This window comes from Paracraurococcus lichenis, assembly GCF_030657435.1.
Taxonomy (GTDB): Bacteria; Pseudomonadota; Alphaproteobacteria; order Acetobacterales; family Acetobacteraceae; genus Paracraurococcus; species Paracraurococcus lichenis.
In genome coordinates this window covers 1-793 of record NZ_JAUTWS010000375.1, presented here as the reverse complement: position 1 = coordinate 793, position 793 = coordinate 1, and the positions used below count along the sequence as shown (strand labels likewise).

The 793-nt window shown below is 72.8% G+C and carries 2 protein-coding genes; both read right to left on the bottom strand.

The window, feature by feature from the left end:
• Positions 1-336 (bottom strand): IS3 family transposase (locus tag Q7A36_RS40325; protein WP_305109413.1); only part of this gene is annotated, 336 nt, incomplete at its 3' end.
• Positions 333-725 (bottom strand): transposase, encoded by a 393-nt coding sequence (locus tag Q7A36_RS40320; RefSeq protein ID WP_305109412.1) that lies wholly within the window; start codon positions 723-725, stop codon positions 333-335. The genes Q7A36_RS40325 and Q7A36_RS40320, both read right to left, overlap by 4 nt.
• Between the last annotated feature and the right edge of the window lie 68 nt (positions 726-793).

Sequence of the window (793 nt, the reverse complement as noted above, 5' to 3'; positions counted from 1 at the left end):
GCGGCCGACCCGGTGTGGCGCGAGCAGGCCGTGCTGGCGCATCAGCCGCCGGACCCGCCGGGCCGAGGTGCGGATGCCGGCATGGCGCAGACGGGCCCAGATTTTCCTGTACCCCTCGCCATGCAGGCGCGAGCCGAGGATCTGGGCGCGAATGTGCTCGAGCAGCTCGGCATCGGAGCAGGCCCCGAGTGGGCCGCGGCGGGCCGGACAGGGCGGCGGCTCGGCGCTGGCTGCCACGCGATGGCGATAGACCGTGGCGCGGGAGAGATGCCAGACCCGGGCGACCTGGGCCATGCCATAGCGCCGGCCCGTGGCCGGCGAGACGGCCTGGCTCATCGCCTCGGCCTCCGACGCCCCAAAGGGCGGCCACCCTCGAGGACGGCGATCTTCTGCTCCAGCAGCTCGTTGGCCATGGTGATCTCGCCGAGCTTGGCCCTGAGGCGGAGCAACTCTTCGTCGCGGCTGTCGCGCTCGCGCTCCTTCATCGCCGCCTCTGCCGCGAGCAGGGCACGGTCGCGCCACTCGCTCAGACGAGCGACGGTGACGTTGAGCTCCCGGGCCACGGTCTCCAGCGGCTCGCCGCGCAGCAGGCGGCTGACGGCGGCGAGCTTGCGTTGCGCGGAGAAGCGGCGCTCCGGCCCGACCGCGCCCGAGGAGGCGCCGGCGTCAGCGTTCTGGGCGCACGCCGGCGCCTCCTCGGGCTTGGAGCTCTGGTTCTGATCCATGGATCTGACCTCCGGTTGCGGTGACTTCTACCGCAGCCGTCTGTCTCATCGAACCGTGCCGCACCCCA